This is a genomic window from Lelliottia sp. JS-SCA-14, from assembly GCF_035593345.1.
GTDB lineage: Bacteria > Pseudomonadota > Gammaproteobacteria > Enterobacterales > Enterobacteriaceae > Enterobacter > Enterobacter wanjuensis.
Genome location: NZ_CP141606.1, coordinates 4,788,576 through 4,808,829 on the forward strand (window position 1 = coordinate 4,788,576; position 20,254 = coordinate 4,808,829).

Below are 20,254 nucleotides of genomic sequence, written 5' to 3' on the forward strand. Positions count from 1 at the left end.
CGGGACACATACTATGACCGACAAAAAATATATCGTTGCGCTCGACCAGGGCACTACCAGCTCCCGCGCTGTCGTAATGGATCATGACGCGAATATCGTCAGCGTGTCACAGCGCGAATTCGAACAAATTTACCCTAAGCCAGGCTGGGTTGAGCACGACCCGATGGAGATTTGGGCGACGCAGAGCTCCACGCTGGTCGAAGTGCTGGCGAAAGCCGACATCAGCTCCGACGAAATTGCCGCGATCGGCATTACCAACCAGCGTGAAACGGCGATTGTCTGGGAACGCGAAACCGGTAAGCCAATTTATAACGCCATCGTCTGGCAGTGTCGCCGTACCGCGGACATCTGCGAAAAGCTCAAGCGCGACGGCATGGAAGAGTACATCCGCAGCGCCACCGGCCTGGTGGTTGACCCGTACTTCTCCGGCACCAAAGTGAAGTGGATTCTGGACCACGTGGAAGGCTCCCGTGAGCGTGCGAAACGCGGCGAACTGCTGTTCGGTACCGTCGATACCTGGCTTATCTGGAAGATGACGCAGGGGCGCGTACACGTGACGGATTACACCAACGCCTCTCGTACCATGATGTTCAACATCAACACCCTCGAGTGGGATGACAAGATGCTGGACGCACTGGATATTCCACGCGCCATGCTGCCGGAAGTGCGCAAGTCTTCCGAAGTCTACGGTCAGACCAACATCGGCGGGAAAGGCGGCACGCGTATTCCGATCTCCGGCATCGCCGGTGACCAGCAGGCGGCCCTGTTTGGCCAGCTGTGCGTGAAAGAAGGGATGGCGAAAAACACCTACGGCACCGGCTGCTTTATGCTGATGAACACCGGCGAGAAAGCGGTGAAATCAGAAAACGGCCTGCTGACCACCATCGCCTGCGGTCCGAAAGGTGAAGTGAACTACGCCCTGGAAGGCGCGGTATTCATGGCGGGTGCGTCTATTCAATGGCTGCGCGACGAAATGAAGCTGATCAGCGACGCGTTCGATTCCGAGTATTTCGCAACCAAAGTGAAAGACACCAACGGCGTGTACGTGGTGCCAGCATTCACCGGCCTGGGCGCGCCGTACTGGGACCCGTATGCCCGTGGCGCCATCTTCGGCCTGACGCGTGGTGTGAACTCCAACCACATCATTCGCGCCACGCTCGAATCCATCGCCTACCAGACGCGCGACGTGCTGGAAGCGATGCAGGCCGACTCCGGCATTCGTCTGCACGCCCTGCGCGTGGACGGCGGTGCGGTGGCGAACAACTTCCTGATGCAGTTCCAGTCCGACATTCTGGGCACCCGCGTGGAGCGTCCGGAAGTGCGTGAAGTGACGGCGCTGGGCGCGGCGTATCTGGCCGGTCTGGCGGTGGGCTTCTGGCAGAACCTGGACGAGCTGCAGGAGAAAGCGGTTATCGAACGCGAATTCCGCCCAGGCATCGAAACCACCGAGCGTAACGTTCGCTACAGCGGCTGGAAAAAAGCGGTGAAACGCGCGCTGGCGTGGGAAGATCACGACGAGTAATTCGACCATTCCCCTCACCCTAACCCTCTCCCAAAGGGAGAGGGAACTCGCCGGTTTTCTCCCTCTCCCCGTGGGAGAGGGCCGGGGTGAGGGCATCAAACCGCACCCTCGACCACTCTGTGATAAACTTCGTGCAATTCCTTTTGACTGCACGAGTATCTGATGAGACGTGAACTTGCTATCGAATTCTCCCGCGTAACCGAAGCCGCCGCCCTGGCGGGCTACAAATGGTTAGGCCGCGGCGATAAAAATATCGCTGACGGTGCTGCCGTCCACGCGATGCGCATTATGCTCAACCAGGTCAACATTGACGGTACCATCGTCATCGGCGAAGGCGAGATCGACGAAGCGCCGATGCTTTTCATCGGTGAAAAAGTCGGGACCGGCAACGGCGACGCCGTGGATATCGCCGTCGACCCGATCGAAGGCACCCGCATGACCGCCATGGGTCAGGCCAACGCGCTGGCGGTACTGGCCGTCGGCGACAAAGGCTGCTTCCTCAACGCCCCTGATATGTACATGGAAAAGCTGATTGTCGGGCCGGGCGCAAAAGGATCTATCGATCTTAACCTGCCGCTGGAAGAGAACCTGCGCAATGTCGCTGCCGCGCTGGGTAAACCGCTCGGCGAACTCACCGTCACCATTCTGGCAAAACCGCGCCACGACGCCACCATTGCGCAGATGCAGCAGCTGGGCGTGCGGGTGTTTGCCATTCCTGACGGCGACGTCGCGGCGTCGATTCTGACCTGTATGCCAGACAGCGAAGTCGATGTGCTGTATGGCATCGGCGGCGCACCGGAAGGTGTGGTGTCTGCCGCGGTCATTCGCGCGCTGGACGGCGATATGCAGGGCCGCCTGCTGGCGCGTCATGACGTCAAAGGCGACAGCGAAGAGAACCGTCGCATCGGCGAAGACGAGCTGGCACGCTGCAAAGCGATGGGCATCGAGGCCAACAAAGTGCTGCGCCTCGACGAGATGGCGCGCAGCGATAACGTCATCTTCTCCGCCACCGGCATCACCAAAGGCGATCTGCTGGACGGCATCACCCGCAAGGGCAATATGGCGACCACCGAAACCCTGCTGATTCGCGGCAAATCCCGCACTATCCGCCGCATTCAGTCGATTCACTATCTCGATCGCAAAGACCCGAACGTACAGACGCACATTCTGTAAGGCAATTTGTTCGAATGAGCTTTCCAGCCGCAGCAGGCTGGAAATCTCCCTCGCAAGAATGGAAGATAGCGTAAGAAAACAGCTCAGGAGAATGTTATGGCGGAGTGGGTAACAGGAAAAGTCACTAAGGTAGAGTTCTGGACCGATGCACTATTTAGCCTCACCGTGCATGCTCCCATTCACCCTTTTACCGCCGGGCAATTCGCCAAGCTGGGGCTGGAGATTGACGGCGAACGCGTGCAGCGCGCCTATTCCTACGTCAATGCGCCCGATAATCCGGATCTGGAGTTTTATCTGGTCACCGTGCCTGACGGTAAACTAAGTCCGCGTCTGGCAGCGTTGAAACCGGGCGATGAAGTTCAGATCGTCAGCGAAGCGGCGGGTTTCTTCGTGCTGGAGGAGATTCCAGACTGCGACACCCTGTGGATGCTGGCGACCGGCACCGCCATCGGGCCATATCTGTCCATTTTGCAGTACGGACAGGATCTGGAGCGGTTCAACAATATCGTGCTGGTTCACGCCGCGCGCTATGCCGCCGACCTGAGCTATCTCCCGCTGATGCAGGAACTGGAAAAGCGTTACGAAGGGAAGCTGAAAATCCAGACCGTGGTGAGCCGCGAAACGGCGGAAGGCTCGCTGACCGGGCGCGTTCCGGCGCTGATTGAGAGCGGAGAGCTTGAAGCAGCCGTTGGGCTGACGATGACCACCGAAAACAGCCACGTGATGCTGTGCGGTAACCCGCAGATGGTGCGCGATACCCAGCAGTTGCTGAAAGATTCCCGGCAGATGACCAAACACTTGCGTCGTCGACCGGGCCATATGACCGCTGAACACTACTGGTGATCAGAGGTACTTCACGTCCAGGGTGTCTTTCCCGTATTTATTTTCGCCCTGGGTGCCAACAAACGCGCCCAGGTCGATCACGGTCATCACAAAAATGACGGTCGGGATCAGTTTGCCCACCACCCACGGCAGAATGGACGGCAACATCGACCAGTTTCCTGCGACCAGCATCCACGCCAGAATGATCAGCAGCGCCCACAGGCCGGAGCGTCCGCGATCGTGCAGACGTTTAACCATCACCGACGCCGTTGGCCAGAGCAGACACACCAGCGCAAACGCCGCCGTTTGGGTGCCCAGCCAGTTGCTGTAGGCCAGGCCGAAAAGCACCAGCATCGCGACAATCCACGTACTAATCCAGATCCAAAAATCACGGCGTCCAATACGCCCTTTGAATGAAAACAACCACTGCTGTATGGTCATGTCAGGTTCCTTATTATCGTATGGCGCGTAGTTTACCCTGGAGTGGTGACTTTTTGACAAGCAGACCAGATATCGTTTTAATCATGAACAGTAACGTACAGGGACAATCTTCATGAAAAGTTGGGCTTACTCTTTTTGGCTGTGTTGCACCCTGCTGAGCGCCAGCTTTTCCATTTTCGCCGCCGACGCGCCGGCGACTGCGCCCTATCTTTTGCAGGGCGCGCCGTCGTTTGATCAGTCGATCAGTGAGTTTCGCGAAGCCTTCAACAAAGAGAACCCGAAACTGCCGTTGGGCGAATTCCGCGCCATCGACAGCGCCCGCGATACCCCTACCCTGACCCGCGCCGCCAGCAAAATTAACGAAAACCTGTACGCCTCCACGGCGCTGGAGCGCGGCACGCTGAAGATCAAAAGCATGCAAATCACCTGGTTGCCGATTCAGGGGCCAGAGCAAAAAGCCGCGAAAGCCAAAGCGCTGGAGTACATGAGCGCCATTTTGCGCGCCTTCACCCCGATTCTGACCAAAGCCCAGAGTCAGCAAAAGCTGCAAAAACTGCTGACCAGCGGCAAAAACAAACGCTACTACGCCGAAACGGAAGGCGCGATCCGCTATGTTGTCGCAGATAACGGCGAAAAGGGACTGACCTTCGCTGTTGAACCGATTAAGCTGGCACTATCTGACGCACTCGGAGGGGCGAATTAATGACAAAAAGCAAAGCCTTTCGAGGGAAAATCTCTATACTGATTCACAGACCATGCTGCTCTCACGGGCGGCCATAATCCTTAATTCGCTTATTGAGCGTGGAGAATTGAAATGCGACATCCTTTAGTGATGGGTAACTGGAAACTGAACGGCAGCCGCCACATGGTAAACGAGCTGATTGCCAACCTGCGTAAAGAGCTGGCTGGCGTGACCGGCTGTGCGGTAGCGATCGCTCCACCAGACATCTATCTGGATCTGGCTAAACACGCCGCTGACGGCAGCCACATCGTGCTGGGCGCACAGAATGTGGACGTTAACCTGTCTGGCGCATTCACCGGTGAAACCTCTGCAGAAATGCTGAAAGATATCGGCGCACAGTACATCATCATCGGTCACTCTGAGCGTCGTACTTACCACAAAGAATCCGACGAGTTCATCGCGAAGAAATTCGCTGTGCTGAAAGAACAGGGTCTGACTCCGGTTCTGTGCATCGGTGAAACCGAAGCAGAAAACGAAGCGGGCAAAACCGAAGAAGTGTGCGCACGTCAGATCGACGCAGTGCTGAAAACTCAGGGCGCAGCAGCGTTCGAAGGCGTGGTTATCGCTTACGAACCAGTCTGGGCGATCGGTACCGGCAAATCTGCGACTCCAGCGCAGGCACAGGCTGTTCACAAATTTATCCGTGACCACATTGCTAAAGCCGACGCGAAAGTGGCTGAGCAAGTGATCATTCAGTACGGCGGTTCTGTAAATGCGTCTAACGCAGCAGAGCTGTTCACCCAGCCGGACATCGACGGCGCGCTGGTTGGCGGCGCATCCCTGAAAGCAGACGCTTTCGCGGTGATCGTTAAAGCAGCAGAAGCGGCTAAACAGGCTTAATTGCCGATGTGGCGGGTGAGCCCCGCCCATGAGTCGTAGGCCCGGTAAGGCGAAGCCGCCACCGGGTTTTTTTACAGCCGTCCCAACACGCTAAACCACAGATAATCCAGCGGCAGCAGCACCACATACGTCGCCACCGCCAGCGCCAGACACAGCAACATCCCCGCTCTCGCAGGCACTTTCCCGAGCCCCATCGCCACCACAATCGGCGACGCCTGATACGGCAGCAGCGGCGTGGAATATCCCAGCACCTGAATCATAATCACCGACAGCAGCGGAAAACCGGTCGCATCCGAGAAACTTTGCGCCAGGGTGGTGTACAGCGCGGGCACGCCGTTGGCGGTCATGATGAAGTTGAGCGCCGTGGTGATGCCAGTCAGGGCAAGGAAACTGGTGAAGGGTTTATCCGCATCGAGCGGCATCAGGCGCAGCAGCGCCTCACCGACGGCGCTACCGATACCCGTTTGCGTCACGGTGATCGCCAGCCCCAGAATTCCTGCCACATAGATGCAGGTGCGCATATTCACCCCCGCCGAAAACTCTTCGCCGGTGATAAACCCAATGCGCGGCAGCATCACAATCACCGACGCCGCCAGCCCCGTCCAGGCCGGGCCTACGCCGTGCCAGCTCTCCGTCACCCACATCACCAGCACCACCGCCAGCAGCCACGCCAGACGCTTCTCATCGCGCCCCATCGGCTCAGCGGGGACGAGATCCCGCGCGGGTTTCGGCGCGCCTGGGAACAGCCAGCAGATCAGACCGATCAGAATCAGTCCTTTGAGAATACCGAGTACCGGCGTATGCAGCAGCAGATAGGGCACGTAGTTCAGGTGGATACCGTATGAGCCTTCCGCCGCGCCGCTCATCACGAGGTTCGGGACGTTAGCGGGCAGGATGGTCGCCGAGAGTTGAAAAGTGCCGAACCCGACGGCCAGCGCCAGGCCATACCACGCCCGCGAGCCGTCCGCGATGCTGGCCCGTTTCGCCATCGCCGCCACAATCGGCATCAATAGCGCGATGCGGCCCATATTCGACGGCATCACGAACGCGAGGGCGTAACTCAGCAACACCACGCTCGCCACCATCAGCGGCCACGAATCGGTGAGTTTCGCCGAGAGCGCCCGCGCGGCCCTGTCCGCCAGGCCCGTTTTACGGATCGCCACGCCGAGCACGAATCCGCTGAACACCAGCCAAAACGCCGAGGACGCAAAGCCGCCAAAAATCACATCCGGTGGCGCGATTTTGGCGGTCATCGCCGCCGTGAAGAACAGCAGCGCGGTGATAAATTCCGGCAGGAGCGAGGTCGCCCACAGCACGATGGTGACGCCAACGATAACCGAGGGCAGGAACAGTGGGTGGGTAAACCAGAGCGACATACCTGTCTCCTGTAGATTTTTTCAGCAAGTCTACGGGGACAGGCAGCGCGAGTAAACGCGATTTATGGTGGGGTTACTGGAGGATACGGCATTGATGATCCTGCAATTCCTCAGCGGACGCGCGGTTAAGCAGCAGCAGATTGCGCTCCGTCGCCAGCAGCACAAAGGAGCCGTCGGACTGCTGGGCCATCGCCAGCGCAAAGCGGCCCATGTGCTCGCGCGCTTCCGGCAGTTCATCGGCAAGCATCATAAACGGACTGCGCTGCACCAGCTCGTTTTCCGTCACCCGTCGCGCCAGATATTCATGCCCTTCCAGCCCGCCGGGGAACGGCAGCCACTGGGTGCTGATCTGCCCCTGATTCGCATCCAGCTTTTCCCGCACGTCGGCGCGCAGGCAGGAGATGTGGATATGGAAGTGATTCTGCGTGCGTCCGGTCGGGGAGTTGATGGTCAGGGAGACCGCGCTGTCAGGCACATCTGCCCCGCGTTTCATGCTCATAAAATTGCGCGACTGCCACGCCAGCCAGAAGAAGTTCGGCGTTTGCGGCTCGGTCAGCAGCGGGCTTTCGGTGCCGTTGATGCGGTACGTCGGCATCAGGAGATACTGCAGCGGGCCGTTACGGTCTTTAAACACCACATACCCGGCGTCCGGTTTAACCTGCGCGCACGGCGCGGGCTGACGGTTGTTCAGCTGATTCGGCACACACTGGTCGAGAACGATGTGGCGTAACGCGTCGGGATTGCCGGTCTTCATCCACAGCAAGCCGCCAGCGGCGAGGACAACGACAGCCACAATGAGGGCAATGATCTTCTTCATAACGCGTTCCCTGTTTTCGTAAGAGGCGAAAGAGTAACGCAAAATCATGACAAATAAAAAAGCCCGGCGGATTTCTCGCGCCGGGCCACCGTGTCATGCGTTGATTAGCGTTTGCTGATCTGGTCGAAGGTACCGCCGTTAGAGAAGTGCTCTTTCTGCGCTTTCGCCCAGCCGCCAAACTCCTCGTCGATGGTGTACAGCTTCAGTTTCGGGAACTCGCTGTCATATTTCTTCGCCACCGCCGCATCGCGTGGACGGTAGAAGTTCTTCGCGGCGATCTCCTGGCCTTCAGGCGAGTAGAGATATTTCAGGTAGGCTTCTGCCACCGCTTTGGTGTCTTTCTTCTCGACCACTTTGTCGACGATGGAAACGGTCGGTTCCGCCAGAATCGATTCGCTTGGCGTCACGATTTCAAACTTGTCTTTACCGAGTTCGTTGGTCGCCAGCAGCGCTTCGTTTTCCCACGCAATCAGCACGTCGCCGATACCGCGTTCAACGAAGGTATTGGTCGAGCCGCGCGCGCCGGAGTCCAGTACTTCAACGTTTTTGAACAGGGATTTGACGAAATCCTGGGCTTTGGCCTGGTCGCCGTTGTTGTGATGCAGGGCGTAGCCCCACGCCGCCAGATAGTTCCAGCGTGCGCCGCCAGAGCTTTTCGGGTTCGGGGTGATGACCGACACGCCTGGTTTAATCAGGTCGTTCCAGTCATGAATCTGTTTTGGGTTGCCTTTACGCACCAGGAAGACGATGGTCGAGGTGTACGGCGCAGAGTTGTCCGGCAGGCGTTTGATCCAGTTTTTATCAATACGACCACGTTCCGCAATGGCGTCAACGTCATAGGCCAGCGCCAGCGTGACCACGTCGGCTTCAATGCCGTTGATGACGGAGGTCGCCTGTTTGCCTGAGCCGCCATGCGACTGGCGAATCACCACGTTATCGCCGGTTTCTTGTTTGTAGTGGGCCGCAAAGGCTTTGTTGTATTGATCGTAAAGCTCACGCGTCGGATCGTACGACACGTTCAGTAGCTGGATATCCTTCGCCAGAACGCTGCTTGATGCCAGCAATAACGTTAACCCCACGCCCCATTTATTCATCTTCCAACTCTCATTGTGTTGTGTTTGATGAATGCAGCGTGCCAGAAAGCGAACCAATGATTAAAGAATAAAAAAAGATTGGCTATAACGGAGTGGAATAAAAAATGTTCAAAGGGAGAAAAAAGTAGGGCGGATAAGCGCAGCGCCATCCGCCTTTTTTTGCCCGGTGGCGCTGACGCTTACCGGGCCTACGATGTTCGCGAGAGCTAATTAATACAGCTTTTTCGCGCAGTCCAGCCAGTCACCTTTGAACGGACGCTTCATGTTTTCAATCGCGTCGATGATGTCATGGTGAACCAGTTTTTCGTTCTGAATACCGACGCAACGACCGCCGTGGCCCTGCAGCAGCAGATCGATGGCATACGCGCCCATACGGGAAGCCAGGATGCGGTCGTAAGGACCCGGTGAGCCGCCGCGCTGGATGTGACCCAGAACCGTGGCGCGGGTTTCGCGTTTGGTTTCGGTCTCGATGTATTTTGCCAGCTCGTCAACGTCGCAGATGTGCTCGGTAATCGCCACGATGGCGTGTTTCTTACCTTTCGCGATGCCCGCTTTGATTTCGTTAACCAGATCTTCGCGGCTGAATTCCACTTCTGGTACCACGATGAACTCACAGCCGCCCGCGATCGCTGCCGCCAGGGTCAGGTCGCCACAGTAACGGCCCATCACTTCTACGATGGAGATACGCTGGTGAGATGAAGAGGTGTCACGCAGACGGTCAATCGCTTCAACAACGGTACCCAACGCGGTGAAGAAGCCGATGGTGTAGTCAGTGCCTTTGATGTCGTTGTCGATGGTGCCCGGTAGACCAATGCATGGGAAGCCCATTTCAGTCAGACGTTTTGCACCCATATAGGACCCGTCACCGCCGATAACCACCAGCGCGTCGAGGCCGCGTTTCTTCATGTTTTCGATAGCCACTTCGCGGATGTGCTCTTCGCGGAATTCCGGGAAGCGCGCAGAACCGAGGAAGGTACCGCCACGGTTAATCATGTCAGATACGCTGTAGCGATCCAGTTGCACCATGCGGTCTTCATAAAGACCCAGGTAACCGTCATACACGCCAAAAATTTCCAGACCTTCTGTCAGCGCTGCACGCACAACTCCACGAATGGCAGCGTTCATGCCTGGCGCATCACCGCCGCTTGTCAACACACCGATTTTCTTAATCATGACTACCTCTGAACTTAGGAATGCAAAAATGAAATCTGTTGCCGGAAGACGTCTATTCGACCAACCAATACTGCAAATAGTATATCAATCACTTCCAGCTGAATTGATTCAGGTCAGACCCAATGGCGGTAATTTATCCACAAAATGCTGGCCTGGCTCACTTTTTTACAACGAATTACGAAAGCTCAAAATGTCCTTTGCCTTCCCTGGGTACGACTGAGCAGGGGTCCTGGTGAATAATCACGTCCGAACCCGGGAAACGCTGCAAAATCGCCTGCTCTACCTGTTCAGCCACTAAGTGGGCCTGAACCAGCGGTAAATTGTCTTCCATTTCTAAATGAATCTGAATAAAGCGGGTCGGCCCTGACTGCCGCGTACGAAGATCGTGAGCCCCGCTGACGCCGGGCCAGGAGGTGACGATTTCAAAGATTTCTTCTCGTTCGGTATCGGGAAGCGCGCGGTCGAGAAGCGATTGCACCGCTTCATACCCCATGCGCAGGGCGCTGTATAAAATATAAACCCCAATCCCTAACGCGAACAATGCGTCGGCACGATGCCATCCGTACCACGCCAGTCCGAGCGCAATAAGAATCGCGCCATTCATCATAACATCAGACTGATAATGAAGCATATCCGCCCGTACCGCCTGACTTTGCGTCCTGCGAACTACCCAGCGCTGGAAAGTTACCAGAACAATTGTGCTAATAAGTGCGATAACGGTGACCACCACGCCGACGCCCGGATCTTTCATCGGCGTCGGTGACGCCAGATGCTGAATCCCGGTCAAAAACAGGAACAGCGCCGAGCCGGAAATAAACATACTTTGCGCCAGCGCCGCCAGCGATTCCGCCTTGCCGTGGCCGAACGTGTGCTCTTCATCCGCCGGTTGCAGCGAATAGCGCACCACCAGCAGGTTAGTGAGGGACGCGGCGATATCCACCAGCGAATCCACCAGCGCCGCCAGAATACTGACCGAGCCCGTATACCACCACGCAAAAATTTTGATGATCAGCAAACACGACGCCATGACCGTCGCGGCGATTGCGGCACGGCTTACCAGCCTGCCATAGGATTGATTCATAAACACTCCTGTCATGCCATGCCGCTAGTATAACGGATGGAAAAGGAGTCAAAGGATGAATAAACGGTTAACAAACTTGAATGAAGGGCAAAAAAAACCCCCACATCATGTGGGGGAAGACAGGGATGGTGTCTATGGCAAGGAAAACAGGGTCTACTGGTTACTACGGGTATTGCTACTGAAAAACTTTGTCTCAGAGCTTTGTTGCATCCGGGCAACCTCACGCAACTGGTCCATCCGTTGCTGATGTTTGTCGTTCAAAACCGCTTGCTGCTCGGGCGATAGCAGGTGGAACATCTGGTTGCGAACCCTGGCCATTTCGACCTGGCGGGCAACTTGTTCCTGCGCCATCTTTTCTGCCTGAGCGCGTACAGCGCTTTCGTCAAAATTTTCTGCGGTGACAAGGCGATGCATTGTCTCCATTTCGCTAACATTAACAGGGAGTCGATCGTGTCGTGCCCTGTGCATCAGATCTCGCATCTGTTGACGCTGATGTTCGGTTAAACTTATGCCGTCAAACATGTTGCTTTGGCCACTGTGCTGCGTAATACCCTCTGCCGAGGGACCGTTATCGCCGGTGATGACTCCAGCAGCCTGGCTAAGAGCACTAAACGCCAGTGTTGAGGCCATGACGGCAGCGGTAACTTTGCGCATCACTTGCTCCCAAAATCTTTCGTGTCGCGATTCAACGAGAGCTAGTTTACGATTCGGGCTGCAAACATGCGTCAGGGGGTGTAAAACAACGTAAAGTCATGGATTAGATAGCCTTGATGTCGTAATTTCTGCCTCGGAGGTATTTAAACAATGAATAAAATCCTGTTAGTTGATGATGACCGAGAGCTCACATCCCTTTTAAAAGAGTTGCTCGACATGGAAGGCTTTAACGTTCTGGTTGCCCATGACGGGGAACAGGCGCTGAGTCTGCTTGACGACAGCATTGATTTGCTTTTGCTTGACGTGATGATGCCGAAGAAAAACGGTATCGATACGCTGAAAGAATTACGCCAGACACACCAGACTCCCGTTATCATGCTGACCGCGCGCGGCAGCGAACTGGATCGCGTTCTCGGCCTTGAGCTGGGCGCGGATGACTATCTGCCTAAACCCTTTAACGACCGTGAACTGGTCGCCCGTATCCGCGCGATCCTACGCCGTTCCCACTGGAGCGAGCAGCAGCAGAATACGGACAACAGTTCTCCGACCTTAGAAGTGGACTCCCTGAGCCTGAACCCAGGTCGCCAGGAAGCAAGCTTCGACGGCCAGACGCTGGAACTGACCGGCACCGAGTTCACCCTGCTGTATCTGTTAGCGCAGCATCTCGGCCAGGTCGTCTCGCGTGAACATTTAAGCCAGGAAGTGCTCGGCAAGCGCCTTACGCCGTTTGACCGCGCCATCGACATGCACATCTCTAACCTGCGCCGTAAGCTGCCGGAGCGCAAAGACGGTCACCCATGGTTTAAAACCCTGCGTGGTCGCGGTTATCTGATGGTTTCCGCTTCATGATAGGCAGTTTAACCGCCCGCATCTTCGCCATTTTCTGGCTGACGCTGGCACTGGTTTTAATGCTGGTTTTGATGTTGCCTAAACTCGACTCACGCCAGATGACGGAGCTTCTCGACAGCGAGCAACGTCAGGGCGTGATGATCGAGCAACACGTGGAAGCCGAACTGGCAAACGACCCGCCTAACGATTTGATGTGGTGGCGCAGGCTGTTTCGCGCTATCGACAAGTGGGCGCCGCCCGGACAACGCCTGCTGCTGGTCACCAGCGAAGGCCGCGTGATTGGCGCGGAACGCAATGAAATGCAGATCATCCGCAACTTCATTGGCCAGGCGGATAACGCCGATCACCCGCAGAAAAAGAAATATGGTCGGGTAGAGATGGTAGGGCCATTTTCCATCAAGGATGGGGAAGATAATTACCAACTCTATCTGATTCGCCCGGCGAGCAGCTCCCAGACCGACTTTATCAACCTGCTGTTTGACCGACCGCTGCTGCTGCTGATTGTCACCATGCTGCTGAGTTCTCCCCTGCTGTTATGGCTGGCGTGGAGCCTGGCGAAACCGGCGCGTAAGCTGAAAAACGCCGCCGATGAAGTGGCGCAGGGCAACCTGCGACAGCACCCGGAACTGGAAGCCGGGCCGCAAGAGTTCCTCGCCGCCGGGGCCAGTTTTAACCAGATGGTGACCGCGCTCGAGCGAATGATGACCACTCAGCAACGCCTGCTGTCGGACATCTCCCACGAGCTGCGCACGCCGCTGACGCGCTTACAGCTGGGCACCGCGCTGCTGCGTCGTCGCAGTGGTGAGAGCAAAGAGCTGGAGCGTATCGAGATGGAAGCGCATCGTCTGGACAGCATGATCAACGATCTGCTGGTGATGTCGCGCAATCAGCAGAAAAACGCGCTGGTGAGCGAAACGGTGAAAGCCAATCACCTGTGGCACGAGGTGCTGGACAACGCGGCGTTTGAAGCGGAACAGATGGGCAAGTCGTTCACCGTCAACTTCCCGCCTGGCCCATGGCCGCTGTACGGTAACCCCAACACGCTGGAGAGCGCGCTGGAGAATATCGTGCGTAACGCCCTGCGGTACTCGCATACGAAGATTGAGGTGGCGTTCTCGGTCGATAAAGACGGCATCACCATCAACGTGGATGATGACGGTCCTGGCGTGAGCCCGGAAGACCGCGAGCAGATTTTCCGTCCGTTCTATCGCACCGATGAAGCGCGCGATCGCGAATCCGGTGGGACAGGGCTGGGGCTGGCGATTGTTGAGACCGCCATTCAGCAGCATCGCGGCTGGGTGAAGGCCGATGATAGTCCGCTTGGTGGATTGCGGTTGACGCTGTGGTTGCCGCTGTACAAGCGTTCGTAGTCGCTGTGGTGCCGGGTGGCGGCTGCGCCTTACCCGGCCTACAGGTTCGGTTTGGGTTTTGTAGGCCCGGTAAGCGTAGCGCCACCGGGCAACGCAAGCCGCACGGAACCCCCTATTTCCCCCACAACCTCCGTGAATTATCCTCGATCTGTGCGCTAATACGCCGCTTCTGCATCGTTCTCGTCCAACTGGTGGATAACCCCGCTGCCGACAACAAACGACGATACTGCTCATCATCAAACGGCATATGCCACGCAATCGCGCAGGCATCATAAACCGACACATCGCTCAGGCGAGAAGCCAGCTCCAGGGGCGCATCTGCCGACACCTGCCCTGCCAGAATCACCCGATACAGCCAGCCGGTTTTACCCGCCGTTTGCAGCTGCGCGGACATATCGCTGATGCCGAAATGGTAGTTAAGCTTAAAGCACGGCGAGCGCGGCTGCGTCACCTGAATCAACGCATCACCCCAGCGGAAAATATCGCCGATAAACACGTTCTGTTCGGTCATCCCGTCCGTCGACAGATTTTCACCAAACGCCGGGGCAACGAACAGATCCGCCTGCTCGGGAAATTCCCGCGCCCAGTGCTGATAGTGCTCGCGCGGATAGTGGCACAGCGCGCGCTCTGGCCCGCCGTGGATTTTCTTCTCGGCCTGCTCATCTCCCGCCAGCCCGAGTTCGGTCAGAGTCAGTTCGCCGTCGACCTGGACTTTGGCAATAGCGCTCGGGCGGCTGCCGTCGTAGTCCCTGATCTTCCCTGTAAACACATTCACCGGATAGTGCATGGTTCGTTGCTCCTTGAGGCAAAAAAAGCGAGCCCTCAGACTCGCTTTTCCCTCTTCTGCGTGCAAGCTTTTTTGCCGCTATTGCACCGTCAGATCGACCGTCAGTTTGTAGTCAAACGTATAGCTGGAGTACCAGTCTTCGCCCCTGAAATTGATAATCCCGATGTAGTGCCCGGCTGGTAACGTCGGGTTATCCGCCTTATCGAAGGTAAAGACCGCATAGATTGGCGCATCGGTCACCTCACAGGTTACCGCAGCGTTCAGTGGCCGCCGCGTGCAAAGAGACTGGCGATAGCCTTTAACATTCACGCTGTACTGCTTTCCATCAGTGGCGACAAGGGCGATCGGCGTAGAGACACTCGCATAGCCCGAAGGCGCCCAGTCCAGTGACGTGGGTCCCACGGTCGGCGAGACGGTCACAAACCCTTGCGACGGGAAACCGACGATAGGCGGCGATTTGTATTCCGAGGTGGCAGAATTAATCACCCAGCTATCGTTGATGTTATTGATAAACACCACGTTATCCACTTTCAGCGTTGAGCCACCCGCAGAAGCTTGTGCTGTGACGGCGGCCAGGCCGATGTCGTGACCTGAAAGGCTGACGTACGCCAAGCCATCATTGCTGGTCAGGGTGCTTGCTGCTGTCAGCTTGTTGAGCGACGTCGTCCACACCACTTCTGCATTCGGCACCAGGTTTCCGTGGGAATCTTTCACCGTGGCGGTATATTTCACCGTGTCCGCACCGTTAGCCGCGACGGTTGTTTTATCCGACGTTAATGTCACCACCGTAGCGGTTTTGCTGTCGCCGATAAAACTCACTTTGGCGGCGTGCATCACTCCCCCCGTGACCGGCAGCGTTGCGGTAACCACCGCATCCCCGGCCTGGGTTGTCGAGCCCAGAATGCTCGCATTCCCCATCGCATCGGTGACGCTGCTGGTCCCGCTGAGCCCCAGAGAGGCACTGTCGCTGCTCCAGTTGACCGTGACGCCCGACAGATTATTCCCGTTACCGTCCTTCACGTTGGTCACCCAGGTCACTTTCTCCTGACCGTCCGCAACGGCCTTCGTTTTATCCGCTTTCAGGGTCTTAAGCGTGGCGCTGCGCGGATCGGCAATGTAATCGACCGTCAGCGTTTGCTTGCTGTTGTTGATCCCCACGCCGACGACCGTGGGCTTCGCGGTCGTCGCCATAAACGACGTCTCAGCGATACCATTGATATTGGTCACGCTGGACTCGCCTAACTGGAACACAACGCTGTCGTTGTCCGTGCGCCAGTACACTACCGCGTTGCGGACCGGGTTATCGTTTTCATCTGTGACCAATGCCTGCAGCGAGACGGTATCGACCCCCGCCACCAGCCCTGTCGTCTGGCTCGCCACCAGCGACGCCACTTTCTCCGTGGCGGTATCAGATATGTAAACCATTATTGGCGAGGTTTTTTGCGTGCTGTTAAAGGTGGCAACAGCTCTCAGCGGCCCACGGTCTGTCGAGGTTATCGTGACGCTCGACTGGCCATTGGCATCCGTCGGCTGATTGTCCGCTGATAAGCTGTAATCCATCGATGAAATCACCGCATGCCAGCTGACCATCGCCTGCTTCACCACGTTGCCGTACTGATCTTTCACCACGGTCGACAGGGTAATGGGATCGCTGCCGTTAGCCGTGGCGGTGTTTTTATCGACATCAATCGCCCCCGGCGTCGCGCTCTGCAGATCGGGCACGATGTCTAAGGTCAGCATTTTTGGGTTCTTATTGATCGCCCTCGCGGTAATCTGCGTCGGCATGGCCAGCGTGCTGCCATAGGTCACCGAAGCGATCCCATTACTGTCCGTCATGCTGTTCTCAGCACTGAATTCCCCGCTGGCATTATCGCCGCTCCAGGTCACTTTCATGCCCTCAATCGGCAGACCATTGTCGTCTTTCACCACCGCAGCAAGCGTTACGGTATCCCTGCCCGCGGTGATGTCCGCCGTTTTATCGGCGGTCAGCGTACGCACTGCGGCCGTGGCGACATCTGCGGTAAAAGTGACGGGCTGTGAGGTCTCTTCATCGCCGTTCACGACGCCTTTAACGAGATAGCTACCCAGTTGGTTAGCGCTCAGTTCGACGGAGACCTGACCTTGAGCGTCGCTGGTTACTGTGCTTTGCGAGAGCAAACCGGTGGACGGCGTGACCGACCACGCCACCGGGATGTTGTTCAGGGGATTGCCCGTTCTGTCCGTCACCTGGCCGCTGATGATGACTTTATCGACGCCATTCGCCACCGCCGTTGACTTGCTGGTTTTCAGACCGCCCAACTGTGCCGTCGAGACATCCCCAATCAACGTCACCACTGGCGCATTCCAGGCCGTGCCGCCCCCGGCTTTGGCGCTGACATTCACATCCCCGGTTGTCTTCGAGGTCATGGTGACGGTCGCCACGCCGGTGGCATCCGTCCGGGACGTCGCCCCGGACAATTTCGCCGTCGCAGGCGTCGCCGCCCAGTTCACCAGCTGATCGTTGAGCGGATTCCCCTCGGCATCTTTCACCGTTGCGCTGTACGTCACCACATCGGTCCCGTTTGCCAGCGCCTGGGTTTTATCGACCGTCACCGCCGTCACTTTGGCCGTTGCCGTATCGGCGATAAAGGTCATTTCCGCCGAGTTCACCGCCGCGCCCGCCGTTGAACTGGCCGACACGACCACCGTGCCAGGATGTTCAGAGGTCACAGTGATGACGCTCTCGCCCTGCGCGTTCGCCGTGGTCTGCGCGTCACTCAGCGTGGCCTGGCCCTGAACCACCGTCCATTTCAGCGGCGCTGTCGCCACCGGATGATCGCTGGCATCGACCACTTTTGCCGTCAGCGTCACCCAATCGTTACCATTCGCCGTAGCCTGGGTTTTGTCGGCCTGCACGGATTTGGCGGTAGCCGTGGTGCTGTCAGAGGTAAAGCTCAGCGTGGCCGAGGTCTGCGTTTGCTCCCCCAGCTTCGCCGAAACCTCCAGCGCTTCGACGGTAGATGAGGTCAGGCTGATACTGGCCTCGCCCTTGTCATCCGTGGTCGCCGTTGCAGCGGAGAGATGCGCCGTGGCGCTGGCCGTCTGCCAGGTCACTTTTGCCCCCTGAACCGGGTTCTTATTGGCATCGACGACTTTCACGCTCAGGGCGATCCCATCCTGGCCGTTAGCCAGTCCGGAGGTTTTGCTGACGGAAATCGCGCCCATCACCGCGCTGTCAGCATCGGCGGTGAAGGTTAATGTCTTCGATGACACCGCTGCGCTGCTGCCCGTGGCGGCAGAAATCACCGCGTCACCGGCCTGCGCCGCCGTCAGCGAGATCGTCGCCACGCCGTTGTCGTCCGTTGTGCTCTGGCTGTCCGATAAGTGGACGGCGTTTGTAGACGAAACAATCGCCCATTTAACCGGCTGGTTAGCCAGCGGATGTTCACTCGCATCGACCACGTGAGCGCTGAGGGTGATCGTCTCCTGCCCGTTCGCTTTCGCGCGCAGCTTATCCGCATCCACCTCAGCCACTTTTGCCGTTTGCAGGTCCGTCGTGAACTGCAGGACGCTGCTCTTCACCGTCTCGCCGTTTTCCAGCCCGGCGGTGACCGTCGCCCCCAGCACCGCTTTGCTGGTCAACATCACCGTCGCATGGCCCTGCGCGTCACTCACGCTTTGCTCTGCCGATAAAACCGCGTCGGGGTTATCCACCTGCCATGTCACCGGAACGCCCGCCGCGGGCTGGTTAGTGCGCGTGTTGGTCACCCGCGCCGTCAGGGTGATCGCATCCTGGCCGTTCGCCAGCGCGGCCGGTTTGGTCGCATCCAGCTGGACGAAGTGATACTGCGTATTGGCCGCCAGCAGCGTGATGGTCGCCTTGCTGAGCAGCGTGCTGTTATAGCGAGACTGAATGATGACCGTACCCGGCGTCGTGCCGCTGGTGTAGGTGCTGACGTAGACGCCAGGGCTTTGTTCGACGAATGGCGAGATATGTTCGACCGCAGACGGCGCTGCGCTCAGGCGTTTAACGCTCATCTTTTTCGCACTGACGGGATGGATGAGCTGGGCACTAAGCTGATCGGCTACGCCGCCGATCGGTTTTCCGGTTCCGGACATGACCGTCAATGTCACCGGCGTGGAGCTGACGCCGTCGGCAATGAGATTATCGCTGGAGACGGTGGTCTGCGTGGTCGCCGTCACCGGGTTATAGCCTTTCACTTCCACGCTAATCCAGGCTTTATCTGAGGCGTTACCTTTGCTGTCATAGGCCGTCGCGGACATAACATAAATATTCTTTTCCGCACCCTCTGGCTGATATTCCGGAAGAACAATCGACCATGCGCCGTTGTTTTCACTTATTTTTCCGCCATGGCTCATCAGCTCAGAATCCTGCCAGATAATATGACTTAAGGGATATTTCGTAGCTATTTTCACGGCGACAGGTAATGTCTGAGATTCAACCCCTTCAATATGCTGAGGAAGTGAAAGTGAGATTAATTCTTTTTTCCGATATTCCAGCACAATATTATTATTGCGGCTGACCAGATCTAAACGACTGCCGCGTAATGTCCGACGCGCCTGAACATTATCCGCATCCAGCTGATCGGCAAACGGCACACCCGCCATCCAGTTAATATTCATTTCGACCTGGCTTTCGTGCTGATCGCCCTTCCCGGCTTTATGATTCACGCCCAACGTTACCAGCGGAACCGGGGTGTAATTCAATCCTGCGGTCACAGCATAGGGATTGCGCTGGCGCTGGTCTTTATCGCTGCCCATCAACGCCACGTCTTTGCCGTAATACTGCTCCCACATCAGCTGCATGCCCAGCTGCGGGTAAGCGGGCAGATACCCTTCCGCCCGCAGGTCATAACCGTTCGCCACGCGTTCTTCGTAGTCCTTGTGCGCGGTGGAGTCTTTCCAGCCGGAGAGGCGCGCATAACCGTTGGCGCTGAGTTTGAGATAGTCCCAGCCCAGTTCGCCGCCCACGCCGAGACGCTGGTGCGTGTTGTCGGAAATCTGTTGATCGTAGAAGGTGTTCACCCCCCACATCCAGCTGTCGGAGAAATGGCGATAGCCGACGCCCAGATTGATCACATTGCGGTCGTCTGCGCGACGAATGCCCGACTGGGTGAAAATCAGGTGCTGATCTTTATCATAGAGTGGTAGCAGAAAATCGAAGTCAGCGCTGGCAAGCGAAAACTGCCTGTCGACGCCCACGTTGACGCGCGCCGTCCCATACTGCTGGAGCCATTGCTGAACTTCAGAGGTGGCTTTTCCGCTGGTGCTGTTGACCAGGCTATTAATGACGGCATCCATGCGGTCATTCTGACTTAATAGCGTTCCCGCGGATGAAACATCCGCCGCCAGCGTTTTTTCATCCGCCTGAGCCGGAAAAGAAAATAAGAAAGAATGAAAGACTAATAAATAACAATAGAGAATAATATTCAGAGAGGCTGTTATTTTTCCAGTACCGCGCATAAATACACCTGAAACATCCGGAAATAAGAATTTTCGCAATAATGTCTCAA

The 20,254-nt window shown here is 57.1% G+C and carries 16 protein-coding genes; 7 read left to right on the top strand and 9 right to left on the bottom strand.

The window, feature by feature from the left end:
- The first annotated feature begins 13 nt into the window (after window positions 1–13).
- From glpK to fpr, 3 genes are all read left to right on the top strand, one after another.
- Window positions 14–1,522, top strand: a complete 1,509-nt coding sequence (gene glpK, locus U9O48_RS22365) for a glycerol kinase GlpK (RefSeq protein ID WP_095283965.1) — start codon at window positions 14–16, stop codon at window positions 1,520–1,522.
- A gap of 162 nt (window positions 1,523–1,684) precedes the next feature.
- Window positions 1,685–2,695 carry a class II fructose-bisphosphatase gene (glpX, locus tag U9O48_RS22370; RefSeq protein ID WP_282492150.1) on the top strand — a complete coding sequence of 337 codons (1,011 nt, stop codon included), beginning with the start codon at window positions 1,685–1,687 and terminating at the stop codon, window positions 2,693–2,695.
- A gap of 96 nt (window positions 2,696–2,791) precedes the next feature.
- Window positions 2,792–3,538, top strand: a complete 747-nt coding sequence (gene fpr / locus U9O48_RS22375; protein ID WP_324723222.1) for a ferredoxin--NADP(+) reductase — start codon at window positions 2,792–2,794, stop codon at window positions 3,536–3,538.
- Here the strand turns inward: fpr and U9O48_RS22380 are convergent, their stop codons facing one another.
- Window positions 3,539–3,958 carry a DUF805 domain-containing protein gene (locus U9O48_RS22380; RefSeq protein WP_324723224.1) on the bottom strand — a complete coding sequence of 140 codons (420 nt, stop codon included), beginning with the start codon at window positions 3,956–3,958 and terminating at the stop codon, window positions 3,539–3,541.
- Between the two features lie 112 nt (window positions 3,959–4,070).
- Between U9O48_RS22380 and U9O48_RS22385 the strand changes: the two genes are divergently transcribed.
- Entirely contained in the window at window positions 4,071–4,661 is a 591-nt protein-coding gene (locus U9O48_RS22385; protein WP_282492152.1) for a DUF1454 family protein, read from the top strand.
- Window positions 4,662–4,772: 111 nt separating this feature from the next.
- On the top strand, window positions 4,773–5,540 hold the full coding sequence (gene tpiA, locus U9O48_RS22390) for a triose-phosphate isomerase (RefSeq protein WP_100778367.1): 768 nt from the start codon (window positions 4,773–4,775) through the stop codon (window positions 5,538–5,540).
- A 71-nt stretch (window positions 5,541–5,611) separates the two neighbouring features.
- On the opposite strand, the gene U9O48_RS22395 is transcribed toward tpiA, so the two are convergent.
- The 6 genes from U9O48_RS22395 to cpxP form a co-directional block, all read right to left on the bottom strand.
- Window positions 5,612–6,916, bottom strand: coding sequence for an SLC13 family permease (locus tag U9O48_RS22395; protein WP_324723225.1), 1,305 nt, complete (start codon window positions 6,914–6,916; stop codon window positions 5,612–5,614).
- A 73-nt stretch (window positions 6,917–6,989) separates the two neighbouring features.
- Window positions 6,990–7,733 (bottom strand): CDP-diacylglycerol diphosphatase, encoded by a 744-nt coding sequence (locus U9O48_RS22400; protein WP_324723226.1) that lies wholly within the window; start codon window positions 7,731–7,733, stop codon window positions 6,990–6,992.
- Window positions 7,734–7,837: 104 nt separating this feature from the next.
- The gene (locus tag U9O48_RS22405; protein ID WP_282492156.1) at window positions 7,838–8,827 is read right to left on the bottom strand and encodes a sulfate ABC transporter substrate-binding protein; all 990 of its coding nucleotides are present in this window, start codon (window positions 8,825–8,827) and stop codon (window positions 7,838–7,840) included.
- 210 nt (window positions 8,828–9,037) lie between these two features.
- A complete protein-coding gene (pfkA, locus tag U9O48_RS22410) occupies window positions 9,038–10,000 on the bottom strand; it encodes a 6-phosphofructokinase (RefSeq protein WP_100778363.1) in 963 nt (320 codons plus the stop codon).
- Between the two features lie 175 nt (window positions 10,001–10,175).
- Window positions 10,176–11,081 carry a CDF family cation-efflux transporter FieF gene (gene fieF / locus U9O48_RS22415; RefSeq protein WP_282492157.1) on the bottom strand — a complete coding sequence of 302 codons (906 nt, stop codon included), beginning with the start codon at window positions 11,079–11,081 and terminating at the stop codon, window positions 10,176–10,178.
- Window positions 11,082–11,234: 153 nt separating this feature from the next.
- Complete coding sequence (gene cpxP / locus U9O48_RS22420) at window positions 11,235–11,735, bottom strand: cell-envelope stress modulator CpxP (protein WP_248859345.1); 501 nt, start codon at window positions 11,733–11,735, stop codon at window positions 11,235–11,237.
- Window positions 11,736–11,885: 150 nt separating this feature from the next.
- On the opposite strand from cpxP, the gene cpxR reads away from it, so the two are divergent.
- The gene (cpxR, locus tag U9O48_RS22425; RefSeq protein WP_006179159.1) at window positions 11,886–12,584 is read left to right on the top strand and encodes an envelope stress response regulator transcription factor CpxR; all 699 of its coding nucleotides are present in this window, start codon (window positions 11,886–11,888) and stop codon (window positions 12,582–12,584) included.
- On the top strand, window positions 12,581–13,954 hold the full coding sequence (gene cpxA / locus U9O48_RS22430; protein WP_095283986.1) for an envelope stress sensor histidine kinase CpxA: 1,374 nt from the start codon (window positions 12,581–12,583) through the stop codon (window positions 13,952–13,954). The genes cpxR and cpxA overlap by 4 nt, the downstream gene beginning before the upstream one ends.
- A gap of 112 nt (window positions 13,955–14,066) precedes the next feature.
- On the opposite strand, the gene yiiM is transcribed toward cpxA, so the two are convergent.
- Entirely contained in the window at window positions 14,067–14,741 is a 675-nt protein-coding gene (yiiM, locus tag U9O48_RS22435; protein ID WP_285148585.1) for a 6-hydroxyaminopurine reductase, read from the bottom strand.
- 78 nt (window positions 14,742–14,819) lie between these two features.
- The gene (locus U9O48_RS22440; protein WP_324723227.1) at window positions 14,820–20,204 is read right to left on the bottom strand and encodes an Ig-like domain-containing protein; all 5,385 of its coding nucleotides are present in this window, start codon (window positions 20,202–20,204) and stop codon (window positions 14,820–14,822) included.
- Between the last annotated feature and the right edge of the window lie 50 nt (window positions 20,205–20,254).